General features: G+C 68.3%; 12 protein-coding genes. 3 read left to right on the forward strand and 9 right to left on the reverse strand.

Features of this window, described 5'->3' with window-relative positions:
• Positions 1 to 189: 189 nt before the first annotated feature.
• Positions 190 to 453: a WGxxGxxG family protein gene (locus LAJ19_RS21045; protein WP_225524581.1), complete on the reverse strand. Its 264-nt coding sequence runs from the start codon at positions 451 to 453 to the stop codon at positions 190 to 192.
• Positions 454 to 787: 334 nt separating this feature from the next.
• On the opposite strand from LAJ19_RS21045, the gene LAJ19_RS21050 reads away from it, so the two are divergent.
• From LAJ19_RS21050 to LAJ19_RS21060, 3 genes are all read left to right on the forward strand, one after another.
• Positions 788 to 3,208 carry a putative bifunctional diguanylate cyclase/phosphodiesterase gene (locus tag LAJ19_RS21050; RefSeq protein WP_225524583.1) on the forward strand — a complete coding sequence of 807 codons (2,421 nt, stop codon included), beginning with the start codon at positions 788 to 790 and terminating at the stop codon, positions 3,206 to 3,208.
• Positions 3,209 to 3,692: 484 nt separating this feature from the next.
• On the forward strand, positions 3,693 to 6,800 hold the full coding sequence (locus tag LAJ19_RS21055) for a PAS domain S-box protein (protein ID WP_225524585.1): 3,108 nt from the start codon (positions 3,693 to 3,695) through the stop codon (positions 6,798 to 6,800).
• A 470-nt stretch (positions 6,801 to 7,270) separates the two neighbouring features.
• Positions 7,271 to 7,738, forward strand: coding sequence for a GNAT family N-acetyltransferase (locus tag LAJ19_RS21060; RefSeq protein WP_225524587.1), 468 nt, complete (start codon positions 7,271 to 7,273; stop codon positions 7,736 to 7,738).
• Between the two features lie 90 nt (positions 7,739 to 7,828).
• Here LAJ19_RS21060 and LAJ19_RS21065 read toward each other — a convergent pair whose 3' ends face one another.
• From LAJ19_RS21065 to LAJ19_RS21100, 8 genes are all read right to left on the reverse strand, one after another.
• A complete protein-coding gene (locus LAJ19_RS21065; RefSeq protein ID WP_225524589.1) occupies positions 7,829 to 8,248 on the reverse strand; it encodes a hypothetical protein in 420 nt (139 codons plus the stop codon).
• Between the two features lie 53 nt (positions 8,249 to 8,301).
• The gene (locus LAJ19_RS21070) at positions 8,302 to 10,812 is read right to left on the reverse strand and encodes a heavy metal translocating P-type ATPase (RefSeq protein ID WP_225524591.1); all 2,511 of its coding nucleotides are present in this window, start codon (positions 10,810 to 10,812) and stop codon (positions 8,302 to 8,304) included.
• Positions 10,813 to 10,955: 143 nt separating this feature from the next.
• Positions 10,956 to 11,120 carry a hypothetical protein gene (locus tag LAJ19_RS21075; protein ID WP_225524593.1) on the reverse strand — a complete coding sequence of 55 codons (165 nt, stop codon included), beginning with the start codon at positions 11,118 to 11,120 and terminating at the stop codon, positions 10,956 to 10,958.
• Between the two features lie 527 nt (positions 11,121 to 11,647).
• The gene (locus LAJ19_RS21080) at positions 11,648 to 12,028 is read right to left on the reverse strand and encodes a RidA family protein (RefSeq protein ID WP_225524595.1); all 381 of its coding nucleotides are present in this window, start codon (positions 12,026 to 12,028) and stop codon (positions 11,648 to 11,650) included.
• Between the two features lie 25 nt (positions 12,029 to 12,053).
• Entirely contained in the window at positions 12,054 to 12,968 is a 915-nt protein-coding gene (locus LAJ19_RS21085) for a threonine/serine dehydratase family protein (RefSeq protein WP_225524596.1), read from the reverse strand.
• Between the two features lie 247 nt (positions 12,969 to 13,215).
• Positions 13,216 to 14,184, reverse strand: a complete 969-nt coding sequence (locus LAJ19_RS21090; protein ID WP_225524598.1) for a proline iminopeptidase-family hydrolase — start codon at positions 14,182 to 14,184, stop codon at positions 13,216 to 13,218.
• A 115-nt stretch (positions 14,185 to 14,299) separates the two neighbouring features.
• On the reverse strand, positions 14,300 to 15,376 hold the full coding sequence (locus LAJ19_RS21095) for a GGDEF domain-containing protein (RefSeq protein ID WP_225524600.1): 1,077 nt from the start codon (positions 15,374 to 15,376) through the stop codon (positions 14,300 to 14,302).
• 430 nt (positions 15,377 to 15,806) lie between these two features.
• A complete protein-coding gene (locus tag LAJ19_RS21100; protein ID WP_225524603.1) occupies positions 15,807 to 17,537 on the reverse strand; it encodes a hypothetical protein in 1,731 nt (576 codons plus the stop codon).
• Positions 17,538 to 17,654 lie beyond the last annotated feature (117 nt).

The following is a 17,654-nucleotide window of genomic DNA, read 5'->3' on the forward strand; positions in this document are numbered from 1 at the left end:
CTGCCGGGCGCGCCACGGCGTGACTGGAACCGGTGGAGGCCAGCACAGGAGGCAGCGGCAGCACAGGATCATGACCGGCACTGTCCGGACCGCCCAGGCTGGGCTGCTCATCTCAGTTGGGCGCGGCTTGTTCCCAGGCCTCCACACAAAAGCAGGCGGCCCTGTGGGCCGCCTGAACGCAGGTCACACTCAGCGGTGGGTGCTGTTGGTGGTGCCGGTGTGCGTGGTGTTGGTGTGCACGACGGTGGGTTCACGGCGGCGCAGGCCAGCGAGCCCGGCAAGGCCCAGCAGGCCCAGCCAGCCCCAATCCATGCCGTCGTTGTCCTGCTCCGTGGCGGTCGTGGTGGTCGTGTCGGTCGTTTTGGTATCGGTGCTGGTGTCCTGCGCCAGGGCGGGCAGGGGCGCGGCGGCAAGCAGCAGGACGAGGAACGCTTTCTGAGTCAGGGGTGTCATGCAGCGCAGCATGGCACCTGCCCCGCCCCAGCACCAGTCCGTAAGTCTTGACACACTCCCCACGTTTTCTTTACAACCCGAGGTCAGGTCTGCCGTATGGGGCCGGTCCATGTAACGAGCCGCCGTGGCCCATGACGTCCGGTCAAGCGATGACCCAGGTCATCACACACGCCATGCATCACTACGCGCAACTCAGCCCCCCGCTCCGCGGACGGGGGAACGCCCGCAGCTGGACACAGCACGACGCGGCCACTGGACGCACCGACGGCCGCCCCGACACGCCGGCACCCCGGGCGAGATTGCTACAGGTTGACAGGATTCCGTACAGTGACCCATGACGCCTTCGGGGTCCCTGAACATGCTGCCGGGACGGATCACGTTCGGACTGACGGTTCTGCTGGTGGTGTGCCACGCCGTGTGGGTGGCCGCGCCACGGGGAAGTGAGGACACCCGCCTGTGGATCAGCAGTCTGATCTACATCCCGACCTTTCTGCTGGCGGGCCTCACGTGCGTGCTTCAGGCCCGGCGTCACCCCGGCGACGTCCTGGCCTGGCGCATTCTGGGAAGCGGGCTGGTGTCCTTCGGGGTGGGCCAGATGCTGTATGCCTATCTGCTTCTGGTCCGCCACGACCCACCGTTCCCCTCGGTGGCCGACGCCGGCTTCCTGCTTGCCCTGGGGCTTTATGGCGTGGGCCTGCTGCGGTTTCAACATGCGCCGCTGTCGAAATGGGACACCCGGCGTCTGTTTGTGGACGTGGCCGTGGTGATCGCCGCTGTGGGCGTCTTTGCGTGGAAGTACGTGCTTTACGGGGTGTTGACGGCCTATGCCGGGCAGCCGGTCGCGGCCCTGATTGGCCTGACGTACCCGTTCGGTGACCTTGTGCTGCTGAGCGTCCTGCTGCTGATAGCGCTGCGAGGAGGGGGAACCCTGGGTCTGCGTGACGGGCTGCTTGCCCTGGGCCTGGGGGCCCTGATCGTGGCGGACCAGGCGTTCGTCGTGCTGGGAGCGGCCGGCACCTACGCCGAGGGCTCGTGGGTGGACCTGTTCTGGGCGCTGGGGGCCGGGTTGTTTGCCGCCGCCGCCCAGGTGCCGGGCTCCGGTGAGGCCCGCGGCTGGCGCGGCGCGCAGGGTCTGCAGCAGGCGGCCGCCAGCCTGCCTTACCTGGCGCTGGCGGCCGCCTTCGGGCTGCTGATCTCTGAACTGGGCTCGGCCGGTCCGGTCGGGCGGGGCGTGTTGTGGGGCACCGCTCTGGTGACCGGCCTGGTCGTTGTGCGCCAGGTGCTCGCCTTTACGGAGAACGCCCGGCTGACGGCGGCGCTGCGCCACCTGTCCGGGGAGCTCGAACTCCGCGTGCAGCAGCGCACGGAGGAACTCGCCGTGGCCAACACGGCCCTGCGTGGCCTGACGGAAAACCTGGAACTCAAGGTGCGCGAGCGCACCATGGCACTGGAGGCCAGTCAGGCCCGGCTGGCTCATCAGGCGCAACATGACGTGCTGACCGGACTGCCCAACCGGGCGCTCTTTCAGGACCGGGTGGAGCGTGGCCTGGCCAGCGCCGCTCGCGAACGCGAGATGCTGGCCGTGATGTTCATCGATCTGGACGGTTTCAAGACCGTCAATGACACCCTGGGGCACGCGGCCGGCGACGCGTTGCTGCGGGAGGTGGCCGTGAGACTGCAGGACAGCGTGCGGCACAACGACACGGTGGCCCGGCTGGGAGGTGACGAATTCACCGTGATGCTCCTGGGCGTTCAGGATGCCCAGGACGCAGCGCTGGTCGCCAACAAGGTGCTGCGCGCGCTGCGCCAGCCGGTGGTCCTGGCGGACGGCCGGACGGCTCACGTGAGTGGTTCGGTGGGTGTCAGCCTGTATCCGCAGGACGGCGCCGACGCTGCGGACCTGCAGCGGCATGCCGACGTCGCCATGTACCGCGCCAAGCAGGGCGGCAAGAACAACATCACGTTCTACTCGCCGGAAATGAATGCGGTGGACGCCGCCCGGGCCAGCATCGAGAGCCACCTGCGAGGGGCCCTGGAGCGTCAGGAGCTCAGCGTGGTCTACCAGCCCCAGTACGACGTCCACGGGGGGCTGGCCGGGGCCGAGGCGCTGCTGCGCTGGCACAGTCCGGCCCTGGGCGAAGTTCCGCCTGCCACCTTCATTCCGGTTGCTGAGGACACCGGGCTGATCAATGCGCTGGGGCAGTTCGTCCTGAACGAGGTCTGCCGGCAACTGGCCGCGTGGCGTCAGGGGGGAATGGAGATGCCCCGGGTGAGCCTTAACGTGTCGCCTGCACAGTTCACCCGTGAGGACTTTGTGGATCTGGTGCGCCGCGCCCTGCAACACCACCGCCTGAGCGGCCGTGACCTGGAACTGGAGCTGACCGAGCGCATGATTATCCGCGACGTCGATGCCGTGGCCCGCAAACTCTCAGAGCTGCGGGCTCTGGGCGTCCGGATCAGCATCGACGACTTCGGCACCGGCAACTCCGCCCTGAATTACCTGATGACCCTGCCCGTCACGACCCTCAAGGTCGATCAGACTTTTATTCAGGCCCTGGACCGGAAACCGGGCGCCTACCGCGTCGTGCAGGCCATCGTGGCCTTAGGTCACGCCCTGGGGATGGACGTGGTTGCTGAAGGTGTGGAAACGCCAGCACAGCTTCTTCAGGTGCGCGAGCTGCGCTGCGAGCGCACCCAGGGCTTCCTGCTGGGCCGGCCGGCCTCCCCCAGGGAACTGCAGTTGTCTGACGGTTAGGACGCGTTCGGAAGTGACCGCAACGGGAGGCGGAGGGCTTCACGGGCACGTCAGGCCTCGCGGCCGCGTCAGGCGCGAGGCGTTCAATGTGCAGGTGACCGGCCCGGCACTCCGGGAAGGAGCAGGCTGTTCATTTCACGGGACCAGCGGTGGGTTCAGGTGGCATGGCCCACCGCGCGTAGCGGGTCACCTGTCCGTCAGATGAGGAGCAGCCTCACCCCAGAGCGTGATCACGGCCGGGTGACGCGGGGCCGGCACTGTTGAAGCGCAGGGTTGAGAGGACGTCTGCCGTGACCGCCGGGACAGCACATCCGGCATTCTCTGCACAGCGTCCGCCGGAGCGCAGGGAAACACGCCAGCCAGCCGGTCATATCCACTGGTGTCGGGCCTTTGCCTTCAGGCAGGGGTCCTCCCGGCCGCCAGCAAGCATGGGGAAAGACGGGAGAAGGAGAACAAACCTCTCCTGCTGCGTTAAGGTGGGCATGTGAACATCCCTGTGCACCAGACCCTTCAGGCAGGGTGGTCCACGTTGGATGCCCTGCCGATCCCCGCACTGGCCTTGAATGAGGCCGGCGAAGTGAACTACGCCAACTCCGCCTGGAGGGTTGCTGGTGCCCTGAGCACAGCAGAGTTCCTGGCCATGCTGCATCCGGATGAGGCTGCGCATGCCGTGGCGCAGTGGAACAATGACCGCGCGCATCACCGGCCGAGCGCGCTGACAGTACGCCTGCGCGCCGCGGACGGCACCTACCACCCTCACCGCGCCGACCATCACCGTCTGCCGGACGAGAGCAGGCTCCTGGGGCAGTGGCTGCTCACCTTTACCGAAGTGCAGGCACATCCGGCGGAGGCGACGCAGCTCGCGTGGGATGAGAGTCCCGACTGCATCAAGACCCTCGACCTGAACGGGCACCTGCTCTCCATGAATGCCGGCGGACTGCGGGTCATGGAGCTTGGCGACTTCGCCGCCTGTGCGGGAGCCTCCTGGCCGGAATTCTGGACGAACGACACCCGCCCACTGGTGGAAGCAGCAGTAAAGGCGGCCCGCGAAGGCGGCATTGGGCACTTCGAGGGTTTCTGCCGGACGTTCGCCGGCACGCCCAAGTGGTGGGAAGTGACTGTGCGTGGCGTGCCGGGCGCGACGGGTCAGCCCACGCACCTCCTGGCAGTGTCACGCGACATCACGGAGCGCGTGCGCGGGGAACGGCTCGCCCGGGGGCAGACTGACGTCCTGGAAGCCCTGATCCGCGGTGAGGCGCTTGAAGACGTTCTGGAACGCATGGCGCATCTGGTCGAGGGGCTCGTCGGGGATGCCCACTGCGTGATTTTCAGACTCGACGCGGCGCAGGGGGTTCTGCGGCCCACAGCGGCCCCCAGCCTGGACGCGCCGCTTCTGGAGGCGCTGCAAGCGGTACCGCTGGGCCGGGCGGGCGGCGCCTGCGGCCTGGCCGCGGAGTCCGGAGAAGTGACCAGCGTGAAGGACTACCAGGTGGACCCCCAATGGGGTCATGTGCGGGACTTCGCGCAGGCCATCGGCGTCCGCGCGTGCTGGTCCACACCGCTGCTTGATGACGCCGGTGAGGTGCACGGGACCCTCGCGCTGTACTTCACGGTGCCCACGACCTTCACAGCGGAGCACCGGGAAGTCACGCGGGCCGCGGCGCGCCTCGCCACCCTGGCGCTGCAGCAGGACCGCGCGCGTGACGCCCTGCGGCGCAATGAGGTGCGCTACCGCACGCTCTTTGAGGCGCTGCCGCACATCGTGTGGACCTCCACCGGCATGGGGCAGTCAAACCACTTCAACCAGCGCTGGCAGGCGATGACCGGACTGCCAACCCAGACCCAGGGGCTGGAGTGGGCCGAGGCGATCCACCCCGATGACCGCGGGCGGGCGGTGCTCGCGCGCCAGCGTGGCCTGTCTACCGGCGCGCCCTACGGCGCCGACATCCGTTTCCGCCGCGCGGACGGCACCTACCGCTGGCACGCAGCCCACGTCGTGCCGCTCCCAGCCCACCAGGCCACCGACGACTACCAGTGGTTGGGGTACGCCGTAGATATTCACGACCGGGCAGAGGCCGAATCGGCACTCCGGGAGAGTGCCGACCACTTCCGGCGTCTGGCGGACGTCAATCCGATCGGCGTGGCGCTCGGCCACCCGGACGGCCGGGTGTCGTACGCAAACGACGCGTACCTGCGCCTGTTGCATGTCACGCGCGCCGACCTTGAGGCGGACACAGTGAACTGGCACGCCCTGACCCCACCGGAATGGCACGCCCGTGACGCGCAGGCCGTCGCCCAGGCCCGTGAGCGGGGCTACAGCGATCCGTACGAGAAGGAGTACCTGCTCGCGAACGGCCACCGCCTGCCGGTGCTGGTGGCGGTGGCGCAGCTGGACGACACGGGTGACACGCAGGTCCGGTACGTGCTGGACCTGACCGACCGAAAAGTGCTGGAACGCACGCTGAATGACGAGAACATGCAGCTGCGGGCCCTGAACGCGCAGATTCTCGCTTCCGCAGCGGACGGGGTCTTCGGCCTGGACCTGCAGGGACACACGACGTTCGCCAACCCGGCGGCCCTGCAGATGACGGGCTTCCCGCTCGAAGAGATCCTGGGCCGGCAGCAGCACGCGCTGCTGCACCACACGCGCGCCGACGGCACGCCGTACCCACCTTCAGACTGCTCCATCTGCCGCGTCACACAAGACGGCACGCCGCGGCGAGCGACCGACGAGCTGTTCTGGCGCAAGGACGGCACCGGGTTCCCTGTCGAGTACACCGCCACGCCCCTGCTGGACGGAGACGGAGGTCAGGTGGGCGTGGTCGTCACCTTCCGCGACATCACCGAACGGCAGCACGTCGAGCGGACACTGCGTGCCGCCAACGAGGAGCTGCGGCGCTCCAACCAGGACCTGGAACGCTTCGCTTTCGTTGCGTCCCACGACCTTCAGGAACCGCTGCGCACCGTGGCGAGCTTCACGGAACTGCTGGCCCGCCGTTACGCGGGCACGGACCCGAAAGCCGAACGCTACGCGCAGCTTGTGGTGGGCGGTGTGGGGCGCATGAAGGCCACCATCGAGGACCTGCTGGTGTTCTCGCGCGTGCGCGCCGAAACGCAGCAGTGGGAGGTCGTCGAAACCGAGACGGTACTGGAACACGCCCTGGCCGCCCTGGCCGCGACAGTCGACGCGAGCGGCGCACAGATCACCTGGGACGCGCTGCCCGCCGTGCGAGGGGACGCGACTCAACTGACGCAGGTGTTGACCAACCTGCTCAGCAACGCGCTGAAATTCTGCCGGGCCGGCGTTCCCCCTCAGGTGCACGTGAGCGCGCGGAGGACTGATCACCTGTGGCACATCGGCGTGAGCGACAACGGCCTGGGCATCGAGGAGGCCTATGTCGAGCGGGTGTTCGACATGTTCCAGCGGCTGCACCGCCGTGAAGCCTACCCGGGCACCGGAATGGGGCTCACCATTGTGCGGCGCATCGTGGAGCGGCATGGGGGCCGCGCCTGGGTCACGTCCACCCCCGGCGCGGGCAGCACTTTTCACTTCACCCTCCCTGCCGAAGGTCTGGAACCCCGGTTGGCGTGAGGCCCACGGCGGCCCCCACCCCCCAGCGCGACCTTACCGGCGTGGTTCGGCCGACCGGTCCATGCGGCCACTTGAAGTCCGGCAGCCGGACCCGCCGCACCACGCGAGTACCGCCGGGAGGGCCGTGCGGCGTGGCTACCGGTGAAGCGCTGACGTGGTTGCGGCCTCAGGGCTCCGGCTGGCCTCCCTGCGGACCGCAAGACTGGAGCGCTGGGTGACCCGGCGAGTGCATGTCCACTGGCCGCTGCCGGCCGGTCTGAAGAGTCACGGCCTGCGGCGCCCGCGGGTTCCGGGCAGCGCTGGCAGCACTGGTCCTGGCCCGTCGTCACCTTCGCCGACTGTGGAGTCCTTTGCACCAGCTGCGATCCAGCAGGCATCCCACGCCGGTACCGTAGCGTAAGACCATGGCCTCGCCTGCCCCTCATGCTCTGCACCGGTACGCACTGACCCTGCCGGTGTCCGCTTCCCCTGTGGCCTGTTCCCTGACGCTGCGGTTGCTCTCTGACTTTCCGGACAGTCCGGACACCCGGCGGCGGTTGTACCTTCTGGTGCGCCAGGGCGTGCTGGACAGTCCGGGCAGTGACGGGGACTTCCCCAGTCTGGAGGACTTCAATGCGTTCATTTTCGGACCCAGTTACTGGGCAGAGGCAGACACGCAGGTGCTGGCCCTCGACGGTGAGGCGTGGGTGGGGCTGTCGAGTCTGCGCCGCACTTCTCAGCCGGGCGTGTCGGGTTTCGGCCTGACGACCGTTGACCGGTCGTACCGGGGGCGCGGGGTGGCGCTGGCGTTGAAACGGCGCGCGCTGGAACGGGCGGCAGCCCGGGGTGACCACCGGGTCACGACCGAGGTGCATCCGGACAATGCCGCCATGCGGGCGGTCAATGCCCGGCTCGGGTTCGCGCGGGTGCCTGACCTGCAGCCCCTGGAGCGCGCTTGAGCGGGGGCCGCACAGGGGCAGGGCGTTGTGGGGCGCTTCCGCCGAAGGGCCCCGTGAAAAACTACGGCCGCCCGCGCTGATGAGCGGACCTTACGGCGCTGAGGGGGACGGCGTGAGGGCGTCCCGGAGGCGAACGAGGAGTTCCTCGCCACGCTCGTACCCGGGCCGGATGAAGATTATGCCCATGGTGCTCCAGTCCTGCACGGCCGCGACTTCCTGTCCGCCGTCGTTCAGTTTGAGGTGCGGGTACGCGCCGTACTCGGTGAAGCAGTCGAATTCAGCGCCGACCTGCTCCAGCGCGAGGGTCGTCTCGTCCGTCCACCGCAGAAGGTAGGGCAGCAGAAAGGCAGGCTTGCCGCAGGAGCCGCCCAGGCCGACCAGGGGCAGGCCGGCCACGACAGGGACGGTGTCGCGCAGACGGGCCCGGTCGAGGAAGGCCTGACGGTCACGGACCTGCGCAGGACCGGTTTTCAGCGAGGCGACGTAAGGGCCGACAGTCAGTTTGGTCATGGGGTCTCTCCTGAGAAGTGCGCAGGACACCTCGGCATCCCGCGCTGAGGACATTACGCGTGGGCGGTGGTCCGTAACCGGGCGCCCCCAGCCTCCCCCGTGACAGGGGGGGTGAAGCGGCGAAGGCGCAGGGCGTTGGTGAGCACGAAAACGCTGCTGAAGCCCATTGCCGCCGCCGCGAGAACCGGGCTGAGCAGCGTCCCGAAGGCGGGGTACAGAACGCCAGCCGCGACCGGAATCAGGACGACGTTGTACGCAAACGCCCAGAACAGGTTGAGGCGGATGTTGCGCAGCGTGGCGCGGCTGAGCGCGAACGCATTCGGCACCCCGCGCAGGTCTCCGCTCATGAGAATCACGTCCGCGGTCTCCACGGCAACGTCGGTGCCGGTGCCGATGGCCAGCCCCACATCGGCCTGGGCGAGGGCTGGGGCGTCGTTGATGCCGTCGCCGACGAAGGCGACCTTGTGGCCCTTGGCCTGAAGGGCCCCCACGGCGTCGCTCTTGCCGCTGGGCAGCACTTCGGCAAGCACTTCGTCGATGCCCAGCTGCCGGGCGATGGCCCTGGCGGTCCGGGCGTTGTCCCCGGTGATCATCGCGACCCGCAGGCCCATACGGTGCAGGGCGTCCACGGCCGCCTGCGAGCCCTCCTTGATGGGGTCAGCCACGGCAATCACCGCGGCCAGCGTGCCGTCAATGGCGGCGTACAACGGGCTTTTGCCTTCATCGCCCAGCCGCCCGGCCTGCGCCGCGAAGACCCCGACATTCAGGCCCAGCCGGGTCATGTACCGGTCGGCGCCCACCTGCACCAGGTGACCGTCCACGCGCGCTTCCAGGCCGTACCCGGGCACCGCTTCGAACGCGTCAGGCGTCTGGAGCGCCACCCCGTCGCGCCTGGCGGCGTCGACGATGGCGCGCGCAATCGGGTGCTCACTCTGCTCTTCCGCGGCGGCCACGAGGCGCAGGACGCTGGTCCGGTCAAAGCCGGGGGCGGTGACCAGGTCGGTCAGTTCAGGTCTGCCTTTGGTGAGGGTGCCGGTCTTGTCCACGGCAACCACCTGGACGTCCTGGAGGCCTTCCAGCGCCCCGCCGCCTTTGAACAGCACGCCGAGTTCCGCGGCTTTGCCGGTCCCGACCATGATGCTCGTGGGGGTGGCGAGGCCCATGGCGCAGGGGCAGGCGATGATCAGCACGGCGACCGTCGTGATCAGGGCGAAACTCAGGGCGCCCGGTCCGCCGAACAGCAGCCAGAGCAGGAAGGTGAGGGCCGCGATGCCCAGCACGACGGGCACGAAAACCGCAACGACCCGGTCGGCGAGGCCCTGGATGGGCGGCTTGCTCCCCTGCGCGGTTTCGACCAGCTTGATGATCTGCGCGAGCGCCGTGTCGGCCCCGATGCGGGTGGCGCGGAAGGTCAGCGCGCCGTTCTGGTTGATGGTGCCCCCCACCACGCCGGCGCCGGCCTGCTTGCTGACGGGAATGGGTTCGCCGGTGATCATGGACTCGTCCACGAAGCTCGCGCCAGATACCACCTCGCCGTCCACCGGGATTTTCTCGCCCGGGCGGACTGAGACCAGGTCACCGACCAGCACCTCGTCGGTGGGCACTTCGCGTTCCTGGCCGCTGCGCACCACGCGCGCGGTCTTCGCCTGCAGGGAGAGGAGCTTTTTCATGGCTTCGCTGGACCGGCCCTTGGCGACCGCTTCGAAGTACTTGCCCAGCAGGATCAGGGTGATGACCACGCCGGACGCTTCGTAGTACACATGGGCTGTGCCTTCGGGAAACAGGCCCGGGGCGACGGTGGCGATCAAGGAGTACAGGAAGGCCGCGGACGTGCCGATCATCACCAGGGCGTTCATGTCGGGGGACCGGTGCCGGAGGCTGGTCCAGCCCAGGCGGTAGAACCGCCGGCCAGGGCCGAACTGGATGGGAAGCGCGAGGGCGAGCATGACCCAGTTCAGTGTGCCCATCACGCTGTGGCCGAAGCTGGTCATCAGCCACTCTTCGGCAGCGGGAACCAGCATCGGGATCATGGCGATCAGCAGCAGCGGCACCGCAAAGACTGCGCTGAACAGCACCTGGCGTTGAAGGTGTTTGACTTCCTGGGCGCGCGCTTCACGTTCCTGATCTTCACGGCTCAGGCCGGCCTGCTCTTCCAGGACGTCGTAACCCGCCCCGCGGATGGCGGCTTTGAGTTGTCCGGCGCTGACGCTGGTGGGCAGGTACTCGATGCTGGCGCGTTCGGTGGCGAGGTTGACGGTAGCCCCCAGCACGCCGTCGACTTTCTTCAGGGCGCGTTCGACGCGGCCCACGCAGCTGGCACAGGTCATGCCCTGCACGCCGAGTTCAATGTGGCTGAGGACCGGCTCATAGCCGACGTCTTTGACTTTGTCGAGCAGCGCCTGGGGCGTGGTGACGGCCGGATCATACGTGACGGTGGCGCGTTCGGTGGCGAGGTTGACGGTGGCGCTCTCTACACCGTCGACTTTCTTCAGGCCGCGTTCGACGCGACCCACGCAGCTGGCGCAGGTCATGCCCTGCACGCCGAGTTCGATGGTCTGTGTCATCTTCGTTCCTCCATCCCCCCCGGGGGGATCACTGTGACCGAATCATAGACCCAGGGGAGGGGGATTTTCAAGACAACGCAAATAAACACACTCGCGACAAGCATCTGAGCGCTTAAGTGCCTCTCCATCCCCCCTGGGGGGATTTAGGCCAGAGCAGGAGACCTGCCCTGCATCAGCTGGAACACAAGCTCGCCGGCATGGCCTGCCCCCACGGCCAGACCGATGTCACTGACGCCCTGAAAGCCGTGCTCCGCGTCGCCGCGGCGCAGGCGACCCTCCACACCAGCAGAGCCGTCGTGGGGAGGCACCCTGACCCCCTAGCAGCTCAACGCCGCCGTGATGGAGGAAGGTGACAGCCCCGAGGTGGCGCACACCTGAGAACCAGCGCACACTCCAGCGCAACAGCGCACACCACCCTCCACCAGGGGGTCGCCGCATTGCGCTGCACCTGACGCATGCCTGAACGCCGCCGCAGGCAGCCCGTCGGCCCGCCCCAGCCCGCAGAGCTCAGGACCGTCGCCGTGCCCCTGACGCTCCCGACCTTCCCTGGACCCAAGGCTCAGGGCCGTTCAAAGCGGCGCGGGGGGCGCTGAACGACGCCCCCCGCGTGGTCCACTGCTCCGCGCAGCAATGAGGCTGTATCCGCCCAGAACGGATAACAATTCACCAGGGCAGACCCACGCCCACCCACCTTTCCAGGCGGCCGCACCCTGAACCACCGACATGCTCCGGCGGCTCTCCTGACCTGAACCGTGACCTGATCCTCTGACGTCACTCGAGTTCGCCGGCGTCCACCCACCACCGCAGCGTGGCCGCAGAGGCACCGGCCGCAGACTCAGGGCGTCAGGACCGCCAGAGCATCGATCTCCACCAGCAGCCCCGGGTTGAGACCCACATACACGGTGCTGCGGGCCGGGTAAGGCTCACTGAAGAACTCACGGTACACGGCGTTCATCGCCGCGAAGTCCTCCGCACGGGTCAGGTACACCCCCACGCGCAGGACATCCCCCATGCTGGCCCCGGCCGATTCCAGCGCCGCGCGGACGTTCTCCAGGGCCTGGCGGGTCTGCGCCTCCACCCCGACACGGGCCTGACGGGTTGCCGGTTCCACCCCCACCTGACCAGCGGTGTGCACGAACGGACCGATACGCACGGCGTGCGAGTAGGGCCCGGCCGGGGCCGGGGCGTTCTCCGGAGTGAAGCTCTGTCGTGACATGAGCGAGGTTCTAGCACGCCGCGCGTCAGGGCAGCCAGTTGCCCCCACACACGAACACCCCCAGCCGGTGCGGCAGCTCAATGCCTTCCAGCAATGGCGCCAGCGGCAGCCCCGCCGTCGGCTCCACCACCTGCTTGAGGTGGCGCATCATCAGGCGCTGCGCCTCCACGATGCTCTCCTCGCGCACCGCGAGCACCTCATGCACGCGCGCCTGCACGACGGGGAACGTCAGTGCGCCCGGCATCATGGTCTGCACGCCGTCGGCCACAGTGCGGGGCGGCGCCGCCAGGCGCACGCGTTCACCCGCGAGCAGACTGCGGCGCGTGTCGTCGCCCGTCTCCGGTTCCACACCGATCACGCGCGTGCCCGGCCAGACCGCCTGGACGACCGTTGCGATGCCGCTGATCATCCCGCCGCCCCCGACCGCCACGAGCACGGCGTCCGGCGCCTCCACCTGCCCGATCAGTTCCAGGGCCTGCGTGCCCTGCCCCGCCATCACCTGCAGATCGTCGTACGCGTGGATGTAGTGATACCCCCGCTCGGCAGCCAGGGCGCGCACCCGCTCTTCTCCGTTGAGGCGGGTGACGCCCTCATCCACAACCTGCGCGCCGTACGACCGGACGGCGGCCTTCTTCGTCTCGCTGGCGTCCTCGTACATCACGACGGCGCACGGCACGCCCAGCACCCGCGAAGCGAACGCCACGCCCTGCGCGTGATTGCCGCTCGACAGCGTCACGAGTCCGCGGGGGCCGCCCAGCTGCAGGGCGGCGTTCAGCGCCCCCCGCACCTTGAAGCTGCCGGTCTTCTGCAGGTGCTCGCCCTTGAACAGCAGTTCCCGGCCCAGCAGCCGGTCCAGCGATTCCGAGGTCAGAACCGGCGTGCGGTGAATGTACGGGGCAAGCCGCTCAGCAGCTCCACGGACGTCCTCAAGTGTGATCACCCGGACAGTCTAGGCGCGCCCGCGCCGCCCATCCGCAGTGGTCTGACCGCGGCCAGGCAGGGGGCCGCAGGTGCGCCCGCCCGGGTCTGCCGTTGACGGTCGGTGGCGGCCCGGCCGCATCATCCAGCGGCCGGGGGCAAGGGCGCGCGTGAGGGACGGCCGGCGCGGCTGTTCACGCTGCCCCTCCGCGTGCCGGTGGGCGGGCCTGTGGCGCCACGGCCGGCCCTCTGCGGCTCTGCCAGCGCTTTCAGTCCAGGCGGTCCAACCCCCTGAGGAACCCAATCAGGCCCGCGAAGTAGCGTTCCTGGTCGTCGTACAGGGCCATGTGGCTGCCGTCCGGGCAGTGCAGATGCTGCCCCCGGGGGAACTGACCTGCCATCCACGCCATGTGGGCCGGGTCCATCGTGTCGTGCTGCGCGCCGATCACCAGGGTCGGCACCGTCACCTGGCCCAGGTCAGCGGTGCGGTCCCAGTCTGCGAGCTTGGCGCTGGCGCCCAGTTCGCTTGGTCCCTGCAGGGGCACGTAGATGGACGGATTGATGTGTTTGAACGCGCGGTTTACCGGATCAGGCCAGTCCTCCACCGGGAGGCGCAGCACGTGATGAACGTAATGGTGAGGCACGAGCAGTTCCATGTAGCGGGGCTGGTCGTGCGCACCTGCGGCTTCCAGCTGCTCAATTTCAGCGAGCGCCGCCGGGTCCATGGCGGGCTTGAGCACGTCGCGCGCGTACGCGTTGTACAGCGGAATGCTGGCCATCATGTTGGAGATCACGAGGGCTCTGAGATGCTGCGGGTACTGCAGGGCGTACTCCAGCGCCAGGATGCCCCCCCACGAGTGACCCAGCAGGATGAAGTTCTCCCGGGTCAGCCCGAGGGCCTGGCGGACCTGCTCGACCTCGTCCACGAAACGCGGGAGGTCCCACAGCGCCGGCTGGTCAGGCTGGTCGCTGTATGCCGAGCCCAGCTGGTCGTAGTAGTAGTACTCGATGCCCGCGGCAGGCAGGAAACTGTCGAAGGCTTCAAAGTACTCGTGCGTGGCGCCCGGACCGCCGTGCAGCAGCAGGACTTTCAGCGTGGGGTGGTTGCCGACGCGCTTGGTCCACACGCGGTAGGTGCCGTGCGGCGTGGTCACGGGAATGAGTTTGACGCCGCCGCTGAGCCGGTCATCCCGGCCGGTGGTGTCGAAGTAGGTGGACGCTGGGGAATGGGATGTCATGTGAACCTCCAGGGCGGCCTGAGCGCCTCGACCGCGCGACGGGCGAACCCGGGCGGCGGCCGGATACCGCGGGGTGCCCTTCAGCTGAGCCTACCTTCCGCGCGGCACGTCCCTCTCAATCAGGCCCTCCGGGCTGACCTGGGGTCGTCCGGCCGGCCTGCTTCTGAGCGTACATCCGGGCATCAGACACCCGGAGGGCCGTTCTGGCGTCCCCGTCGCCCGGCACCTCTGCCACCCCCGCGCTGGCCTGCGCCTGGGAAAATCCGCGCCGGGCGGTGAGCGTCACGGCCCGGCGTACCCTGTCCTGAATGTCTACCGCGTCGTCCGGGCGGGTTGGCCTGACCAGCAGTGCGAACTCGTCACCGCCGAACCGGTAGAGGTGGGTCTCGTCACGAAACGCCTCGCGGAGCGCCTCTGCGAACGCCAAGAGCAGGGCGTCACCATAGGCGTGCCCGTACGTGTCGTTGATGTGTTTCAGGCCGTCCAGATCGATAATGACCACACTCAGCCGGTCACCGCTGGATCTGACGTCGATTTCCAGCCGCGCGAGGTCGTCATCGAACGCGCGCCGGTTGCCCAGCCCGGTCAGGGCGTCCAGGTGCGCGAGGGTATGGAACTGCGTGGCGCTGGCCCGCTGGTGGACCAGTTCCCGCTGCGCGGCAGCAAAGTGAAACAGTATGCTGAGCAGCGCGCTGTGCGCTCCGAGCAGCGTCAGCGGCAGCACCGGTCCGTCAAACGGGCCGGCGCGGCCGACACTGGTCAGCGCGTGCGGCAGGCTGCTCACCACCAGTGACAGCAGAAGCGTGCCGCCCTCCCGCCGGGCGTGGTGCGGCGGCCTCTGCACGAACAGCAGGACGTACACCACCGGCGCGAGCAGCGTGGTGCACACCAGCCCGGTCGGCGAGGCCGGATGATCCGGCAACCCGTAGAACCCGAGCGTCCAGATGATGAGGAGCAGCGCGCCGTACAGGTGGGGTGCCAGGGCGCGCAGTGGTGTCCTCAGACGGTCCGGACCGAAGAGCGCCAGGCCGAAAACAACGAAGATGACCACGAGGACTGCCAGGTGCTGCCAGGCGGGTGGGTCGAAAAAGATCAGGTACAGCGGCGTGCCCCACAGAACGCTCGAGAAGGGCACCCACAACAGCAGCCGCTCCAGGGCGGACGGCGCAGTGATGTGGGTCGACAGAGCCATAATTCAGGTGTCAGGAGCGCCCAGACCGTCGCTGCCCACCAGAGAGAATCCGTTTAACACTCAGTCTCTTGATGTGTGGCGGCGTGCGCCTGCACCCATACTGCCATGCTCTCCAGGCCGGAGACTGAAGCACCGTTCAGCGTGGGTTGATCATCTCCCTGCTGTGGAGGAGGCTGCATCCTGGTGCCGCGTCGCCGTACGCCGCGCCTGCCCGCCTGGCCCGGTGCGGCACTTTCCGGACGGCGCCCTCCCCAGTGCCAGGCGACCGTCTGAACCTGAGGTTCATCCACGGCGCCACGACGCACGGGCACAGACGCTGGTCCCCGCGATCCGCTGAGGCCAGCCCGGTCCCCTTTGGCTGCGGCCGCCTGCGGCGCCGCGGGGCTATCCACGTGTGCGCCAGGGGCCGTCTCGTCCCTGAGCAGCCGGGTTACCGGCGTGAGTAGGTCCGGCCGCCGATCATCAATTCGTTTTTCCTCCTGTCCCAGTAGAAGGCGTACGTGCGGCTCGACTGGCCGTCGGGGCCCCTGAGCTCCAGGGTGTAGCCGTCAAACACGTACGTTCCTTTGGTCAGGGTGGAAGGGCCGGTTGCGGCGCCGGTCGTTACCGTGAATCCGTTGTTCAGGGTGCCGGCCACACCGCCGCCGCTCGCCCGCGTGAACTGCCCTCCGGCCGTGAACGTGTACACGTCCCGGGTGCTGGCGGTCGCGCCGTTCATCAGGGTGCCGGAGGTGTACGCCGAGAAGAACTCGTATGTGCCCGTCAGGCCCTCGCTTCTGGTTCCGGGCACGCCAGGTGTTCCCTTCAGTGATGTCCAGCGTCCCGCCTGCAGCAGTTCATACCCGGCGCCCTGCCGGCGCCATTTCGTCCAGGCCTGCGGTTCGCCCCTGCGCGACGCGGCGACGTCCAGGTCGTGTGGGCTCCAACGGAGGTTCAGGTAGGCTGTTCCGTCTTTCAGCAGCAGTGTCGTGGTTTCCCGGCCCGTGACATTGATCCCGTCGTACTCGTTCTCGAAGGTGTGCAGCAGTCCCTCGATCTGACCGGGTTTCAGCCCCGCGTTGGGCTTGAGCCGGTAGCGATTGAACTGTTCGAGTGCTGCCTGCTCTGCCTGCCCCGCCTCCGCCACCGGGGAGAGCCCCCGGGCCTCGCCCTGAAAGCGGCATACCGTGAGGCGGCCGTCCCGGTAGCCGAACGACTGTTGCCCGTAGATCAGGCTCTGGCCACGCGCGTCGGTGAGCGCCCGGGACAGGTTCAACAGCGGCGGATCGTCTCCGCCCCCGTCATACCGGCCGTTGCTGTGAAGGTAATCCTTCAGGTCGTCGTTCGCGTAATCGGTGTTGAACTCGATTGCGCCGCTCGTCCGGTCGTACCGGTAGGTGGCCTGAAAGCTCTTCAGCGGGGTGGTCTTTCGCGTGGCTTCGTCAGTGAATGTGCCGTTCGTCATGCGCAGGCCCTGATCCCCGTAGAGGGTCAGGGTGAACCTGACCACGCTCAGGAGGGTCGCGAAATCATTCGTGTTCTGCCCGACGCAGTCGTAGGCTCCTGTTCTGAGGGGCCCTCCGGCGTGATAGGGGGCCTGCCCGCCTGCCTTGCCGAGCAGTTCCTGAACGGAGGCCCGGCTGAGCGGAGCGAAGTCCGTGTTCGTCAGGAACGGCCCCCCGCCGGAGGCTGCAGGCGCGGCCGCGCGGGCCGGGGTCACGCCGGAGGCGCGCAGCGCCGCGGTGCGCTGGTACTCCTGGGGATAGAGCACGGACAGGTTCACCTGAGCGGCAAGCTGAGCGCGGATGTTACGGCAGTCGGCCGCAGGATCCCGACTGGCGCGGTTCAGTTCGGCGTACACCTGCTCACGCTGGGCATTGACCGCGGCGCGCAGGTCCGGCAGTTGCGGCGCGGCGGAGGTCTGCAGGTACGATTCGATACCGGGAAGGCCAGAGGCCACGCGCCACGCGGCGTACCCCTGTTCAATCACTGCCCGTTCCGCTGGGGCGTTCACCAGACACCAGTCACGGGCAATGGCACCGACCGCCGCCGCCGCATACAGGGTGGCCGCCGCTTTCAGCAGCTGAGGGTCGGCGGGCGCCGCCGCCCTGCCCGGCCAGACGCTGCTGGCACTCAACAGGAAGCTCAGGGTGCAGAGGCGAACAGAGCCGTGCCGCATCATGGTCCGCATCGTACGCAATTCCTGCGCGGACCCATCGCAGCTTTGAGGTCCCGAGGAGAACCTGGGAGGGCGAAGCGTACCAGCGCCGCTGGTGACTGCCGGCAGGGCACGGTTGCG

Source organism: Deinococcus taeanensis (genome assembly GCF_020229735.1).
Lineage (GTDB): Bacteria > Deinococcota > Deinococci > Deinococcales > Deinococcaceae > Deinococcus > Deinococcus taeanensis.

Excerpts from the sequence above, each read along its gene's own strand:
- LAJ19_RS21045 (WP_225524581.1), bottom strand. The coding sequence starts at position 453 with ATGACACCCCTGACTCAGAAAGCGTTCCTCGTCCTGCTGCTTGCCGCC.
- LAJ19_RS21050 (WP_225524583.1), top strand. The coding sequence starts at position 788 with ATGACGCCTTCGGGGTCCCTGAACATGCTGCCGGGACGGATCACGTTC.
- LAJ19_RS21065 (WP_225524589.1), bottom strand. The coding sequence starts at position 8,248 with ATGACCAAACTGACTGTCGGCCCTTACGTCGCCTCGCTGAAAACCGGT.
- LAJ19_RS21070 (WP_225524591.1), bottom strand. The coding sequence starts at position 10,812 with ATGACACAGACCATCGAACTCGGCGTGCAGGGCATGACCTGCGCCAGC.
- LAJ19_RS21080 (WP_225524595.1), bottom strand. The coding sequence starts at position 12,028 with ATGTCACGACAGAGCTTCACTCCGGAGAACGCCCCGGCCCCGGCCGGG.
- LAJ19_RS21090 (WP_225524598.1), bottom strand. The coding sequence starts at position 14,184 with ATGACATCCCATTCCCCAGCGTCCACCTACTTCGACACCACCGGCCGG.
- LAJ19_RS21095 (WP_225524600.1), bottom strand. The coding sequence starts at position 15,376 with ATGGCTCTGTCGACCCACATCACTGCGCCGTCCGCCCTGGAGCGGCTG.
- LAJ19_RS21100 (WP_225524603.1), bottom strand. The coding sequence starts at position 17,537 with ATGATGCGGCACGGCTCTGTTCGCCTCTGCACCCTGAGCTTCCTGTTG.